Source organism: Achromobacter sp. DMS1, assembly GCF_001270295.1.
The window spans coordinates 1-5421 of the sequence record NZ_LHSJ01000269.1 but is presented as its reverse complement, the minus strand read 5'-3'; the positions used below and the strand labels follow the sequence as shown (position 1 = coordinate 5421).

Annotated in this window: 6 protein-coding genes and 1 pseudogene; all 7 read right to left on the bottom strand. The window is 68.2% G+C overall.

Translation table 11 applies throughout. The features are described 5' to 3' along the window. Positions 1–89: 89 nt before the first annotated feature. On the bottom strand, positions 90–1217 hold the full coding sequence (locus tag AD428_RS22110; RefSeq protein WP_053246604.1) for an MBOAT family O-acyltransferase: 1128 nt from the start codon (positions 1215–1217) through the stop codon (positions 90–92). Positions 1218–1224: 7 nt separating this feature from the next. Further along, positions 1225–1350: a hypothetical protein gene (locus AD428_RS29025; protein ID WP_152968194.1), complete on the bottom strand. Its 126-nt coding sequence runs from the start codon at positions 1348–1350 to the stop codon at positions 1225–1227. Continuing rightward, on the bottom strand, positions 1347–2525 hold the full coding sequence (locus tag AD428_RS22105; protein WP_053246603.1) for a D-alanyl-lipoteichoic acid biosynthesis protein DltD: 1179 nt from the start codon (positions 2523–2525) through the stop codon (positions 1347–1349). Before AD428_RS22105 ends, AD428_RS29025 begins: the two co-directional genes overlap by 4 nt. After that, the gene (locus AD428_RS22100) at positions 2503–2742 is read right to left on the bottom strand and encodes an acyl carrier protein (RefSeq protein WP_053246602.1); all 240 of its coding nucleotides are present in this window, start codon (positions 2740–2742) and stop codon (positions 2503–2505) included. Before AD428_RS22100 ends, AD428_RS22105 begins: the two co-directional genes overlap by 23 nt. Positions 2743–3109: 367 nt before the next feature. Next, positions 3110–3613, bottom strand: a complete 504-nt coding sequence (locus AD428_RS22090) for a glycine zipper 2TM domain-containing protein (RefSeq protein WP_053246600.1) — start codon at positions 3611–3613, stop codon at positions 3110–3112. A 201-nt stretch (positions 3614–3814) separates the two neighbouring features. Beyond that, positions 3815–4756, bottom strand: a complete 942-nt coding sequence (locus tag AD428_RS22085) for a carbohydrate kinase family protein (protein ID WP_053246599.1) — start codon at positions 4754–4756, stop codon at positions 3815–3817. 11 nt (positions 4757–4767) lie between these two features. Continuing rightward, positions 4768–5421 (bottom strand): annotated as a pseudogene (locus AD428_RS22080) (DUF3426 domain-containing protein); the annotation flags it as partial.

Sequence of the window (5421 nt, the reverse complement as noted above, 5' to 3'; positions counted from 1 at the left end):
CGCCGGCCACCGCCAGCGCGCCGGGCGCGTGCGCCTCGTCGGCGAACGCAAAGGACTTGAGATCGAAACGCATGCCGAAACTCCCGGCGTCAGATGGGGCTGCGGCCGCTGAACACGTAGAGCGCCAGCGCCGCCAGGATCAGGGTGAAGACGCGCCCGGCGAAGCGCGCGAGCGGACGCGCCAGAGCGGCCTGCAGGCCCGGCCGCGTGCGCGCGGCGTTGACCAGCAGGTTGTGGCCCACCGAATAAGCGCCGAACATCAGCCCGCTGACGATGTAATGCAGCGACAGGCCGTTCCAGACGCCCATGGCCAGCAGCGTGGCGAAAATGCCGATGTTCTGCGCGGCCAGCCGGTGGCGGCCGAAGAACGCCGTCTTGCTCAGCGCCTTGTAGATGGGCATGAACACCACGTCGCGCAGCCATTCGGACAGACTGATGTGCCAGCGGCGCCAGAAATCCTGCGGGTTGACCGTGGCCAGCGGGTTGCGGAAGTTGATGGGCAGCGTGAACCCGAACAGCATGCCGATGCCGACCGCCATGGTGGAGTAGCCGGCGAAATCGAAGAACAGGTAGGCGCTATAGAGCGAGGCATTCAGCGCGACTCCCGTCAGCGAGTAGTCGTGCGCATCCAGGGTGGCCAGGCCGTAGCGCCAGATCAGCTCGGCCACGCCGAACTTCTGGATCACGCCAAGCATGATGCATTCCAGCCCCGCCAGCCAGGTGTCCAGATTGACGCCCTCGTAGCCGCGCTTGAGGTCGGCCTGAAAGGTGCGCCAGCGGTACATCGGCCCGGCCAGCAGCGTGAGCGGAAAGAACAGGTAGATGAAATAGTCCAGCGGCGAAATGCGCTCGTTGCGCTGCGCGAAGAGCAGCACGTCGATGGCGCGGAAGGTGGCGAACGACAGCCCCAGCATGGACGCCAGGTGCGAAACGCCCGTCTTCACGAGCAGCAGCGGCGTCATGGTGACGAGCACGGCCAGCCAGGTCGGGATGTAGCCCCGCCGCATGGCCCACAGCGCGCCGCCGCACACCGCCAGCAACGCCACGGGCTGGTAGGGGCGCGCCCAGAACACGGCCATCCACACGCCCAGGCAGATCACGCCGATGACGTGCCGGTAGCCGATGCGCAGCGGCATGCCGAAGAAGCGGTAGGCGAGCAGGCCCAGGCCGCCGCACAGGGCGCCGCCGAAGAAGCTCAGGCTTGCGAACAATTCCATGCCGGGATCAGAACTGCTGGTACTGGAATTCGACCTTGATCGGCCCGCCGCCGCCCGTGGTGGGCTGGGCCTGCAACACGAAGACCAGGATCACCCCGATGTAGAGGCACAGGTGGTAGAAGAAGCGCTTCATCGTGAAAAGAACTCCGCGATGCCCTGGTCGGCCAGCGCCCAGCCCAGCTCGGCCAAGTGCATATCGTCGCGCACCATGCCGGGCTCGAAAGGAATGCTGTACAGATCCAGGCAGCCCATCTGGTAGCGCTGGCACATGCCCGTGATGGCGGCGACCACGGGGTCGAACCGCTCCACGTCCAGGATGAGCTTGGGGTTGAACGGCTGGATGACGAAATACGCCTTGACCTTGCGCTTTTGCAGCAGCGCCATCACGCGGGACAGGTCGCCCAGCTCGGCGCGGGTAATCGGGTCCACGTCGGCGAACTCGTTGCGCGCCGGCGAATACAGCGGCGCCAGGAACTTCTCGTAGTAGTCGTCGCGCACGTCGTACGGATTGTGGCTGCCGAGCGCGCGCTCGACTTCGCGCGCCTGGTGCAGGATCCGCTCCCACTGGCCGCGGTCCAGCCGCGCGGTGGAGGGCCATGCCACGTAGCGGTGCGCCGGCACCGCGAGCTTGCTGCGCGGCTTGTCGGGCGCGCGCTCGTTGCGCGTGCGCCACCAGAGCGAGAGCTTGTCTTTCAGCTCGGCCACCTGCCCGTTGGCGATGAGCCAGAGCAGGCCCCAGTTGGCGTTGTCGCTGATCCAGTTCTGCATCTGCTCGCGCGTGCTGGGCTGGTCCCAGAGACGGTCCCAGACCGGGCCGGTAACGTGCTCGGCAAAAGCGCTGCGCGGCAACTGGCCGCCCGAGGCGAACCAGGCGGGCGACACCATGATGACCAGCCGGGTGTTGGGCGTGAGCGAATCGGCCACCGATTCCAGCACGCTGACGATGCCGTATGACTGGAACATGGCATGGCCATAGGCCAGCGTGGGCACCTTGAGCTCCTCGGGGAAGAACCGGTACGGCACGAAACGCAGGTCGTGGCTGGACAGTTCGGACGAACCCAGCACTACCAGCGTGCCGTCGCTCAGCGCATTGCCCAGGCGCGTCAGGTTGACGTTCTGCGTGCCCCAGTCCGGCCCCAGGTTGGGCAGGTAGTTGTTGCTCGCCGCGGGCGCGGTGGAAACGGGATGGACGATGCGGCTCAGGATGCCGTCGGCGCCGAAGTAAGCGCCTACCGCAAGCGCCGTCGCGGTCAGGGCCGCCGCGAGGTGCGACAGCAGCCGGGGATTACGCGGTATGGGCAGCGACATAGCCGGCAAGCGTGCGAACCGACTGTAGGTGCTCCGCGATCTCGGGAGCCGGAATGCTGCAGCCGTATTCGGCCTCGACCGCAAGCGTGATGTCCACGGCCGCCAGCGAATCGACCAGGCCGGTCGCGATGAGCTGGGTGTCGGGCGTGACTTTCTTCAGGACGATGGATTCGACGATCTCGCCGATCCGGGTGTGGAGTTCTTGCTCGGTATGCATAGGTAGTGCCGCTGATGCAGCGTTATGTTGCCTCGTCAGGCAAAACATCCCCCGCCCCGAGATTCAGGCGGCGAGTATACAGACGCAAACTGAAAGGCAACTGAAATTTTCACTGCGCGCGCCGGCCCAGGGGGTCGGCGCCGGCGCAATCATGGCATTTCGGCCGCGCGTGCGCCACGGGATTTACGCAGCAAAGCGGCCGAAACCCCGCCATGCCGGGCAAGTCCAGGGTAAGCCCCAGGAAAGCGCCGTTGCGGCGGCGCGACACCGGCCGGCGGCCGCGGCGGCCGGGCATGAAAAAACCCGCCGGCAAGGGCGGGTTTTCGGGAAGGCCGGAAGGCGCAGCCGGAGGCTGCGCCGCCCGCCGTCACATGGGCGTGACCCGGGTCGGGCCGGCGCCGCTGATGACCTGCACGCGCTGCCCGACGCTGATGGGCACGTCGGCTTCCTGGGCCACGACGCGGGTTTCGCCGTTGTCCAGGCGCACGGTGATTTCGAGGCCGGAAGCCTTGCCGACCTGGTTCTCGACCGCGTTGCCCGCCAGCGCGCCGAGGATGGCGCCGCCCACGGTGGCGATGGTGCGGCCCGTGCCGCCGCCGATGGCGTTGCCCGCCACGCCGCCCAGCGCGCCGCCGGCCACCATGCCCACGCCGCTGGACTTGTCGTTCTGGATCACGATGGGACGCACGCCCGTCACCGTGCCCGTGCGCACGATCTGCTCGCGCTGCGCCTGGTCGTAACTGTAGACGCCGCTGGAGGCGCTGCGGTTCGCGCAGCCGCCCAGCACGGCCATGGAAGTCGCCACGGCGGCAACCGCCAGCCAGCGGCCTGCGCGCGGCGTCACGAAGGAAAGAGATTTGCTCTGGTTCATTTGGACTCCTCGATCGGCACTGCCGACGACTGCCCATCATACCCCGGCCCGACTGGGCGACGGCGGCCGCGCAACAACCTGAAACGCTCGGCCACGGGCGGATAAGCGGCCGGCCCGTTCATGCGAAACCCATGAAAACCGCGGACCGGCTTTTCTTTGGACCGCCGGCCGGGTCCGCGGTTCCGGAAGCGCCGCCGGATGTCAGGCGGGCAGGCGGATACCGTAGGCGGCGTGCAGCGTCGCGTCGATTTCGGCGCGGGAAGGCTGGTGATTCTGCGGGCCGCGCGAGGCGATCTTGATGGCGCCCATGACGTTGCCCAGGCGGCAGCTGTCTTCCCAGCTCCAGCCGCAGGTCAGCCCATAGAGCAGCCCCGCGCGCTGGGCGTCGCCGCAGCCGGTGGGATCCACCACGGCGGCGGCGCGCACCGGCTCGATGTGGAAGGTCTGGCCGCCGGTCATGAGGAGCGCGCCCTCGGCGCCGCGCGTCACCACCACCGCTTGCAGGCCGCGGGCGATATCGGCCATGGAGCGGCCGGTGCGCTGCTCCACCACGCCCGCCTCGTAATCGTTGACGGTCAGCGCATGGGCCATGCCCAGCATGCGCTCCAGGTCGGCGCCGTCGAAAAGCGGCATGGCCTGGCCCAGGTCGAAGATGAACGGAATGCCCTGGGCGCGCAGGCGCTCGGCATGGGCGAACATGCCTTCCTTGGCGTCGGGCGCCACGATGGCCCAGGCGGCCTGGGCGCCGCTCAGGTCGTTCTCGGCGGCATACGCCATGGCGCCGGGGTGGAAGGCCGCGATCTGGCTGTCGTCCAGGTCGGTGGTGATGAAGCACTGCGCGGTGAAGGTGCCGGGCACGACCTTGACCCGGCTGACGTCGATGCCGAGCTGCCTGAGGCGGTCGAGGTATTCGCCCGCGTCTTCGCCCACGGTGGCCACGGGCACCGGATTGCCGCCCAGCAGCTTCATGTTGTAGGCGATGTTGCCCGAGCAGCCGCCATATTCCTTGCGCATGCTGGGCACGAGGAACGATACGCTCAGCGACTGGATGCGGTCGGCCAGGATGTGTTCTTTGAAACGGCCTTCGAACACCGCGATGGTGTCGAACGCCATGGAGCCGCAAACCAATACGGGAGCCGTCATGCTGTCATCCTTCAGGGAAAGAACTTGTCGAGTTGGTAGCCGTTGACCTGTACGCCCGTCACGTCGAGCGGCACGGAGAGCCGGACTTCTCCGCCGGGGCCGAACGGGCCGCGGAGCTGTTCGGGCGTGAGGTAATCCTCGGGCATCAGCACCTTGCGCACAACGACCGTGTCCGAAAGATCGGTCAGATCCAGCACCAGTGCCGGCCAGTGCTGGGGTTTGTCGTAGCGGTTGCGCAAGGCGAGGCGCAGCACCAGGCGGGCGCGGCCCTCTTCGGCGGCCGCGCGCGCGGCGGCTGCAGCGAAGAGTCGGAAATCGAAATGCGCTCCAGGCGGCGCGCATAGCCCACGGCGCAGCCCAGCGGCCGGCAGGCCGCCTCCAGCACGGGCCGCAGCGCCGGCGCCGCCATGGCCACGTCGCTGCGATAGACGTACAAAAGCTGCAACGCCAGCGCCAGCAGGGCCAGCAGGCAGCCGGCGCCCCAGAACCGGCGCAGCAGGCCGCGGCGGTCTTCGCGGTCCTGGTCCAGGAAGGCGGGCGGCGCCCGGCCCGCGTCGGTGGCGCTGGAGTAGCGCGTGCGCGCATCGCCATAGACGGATTCCAGGCCGGCGTCGGCCGCTCCGGCCTCGTACCCGTCTTCCGCGTCGCCGGCGTACAGGCGGGGC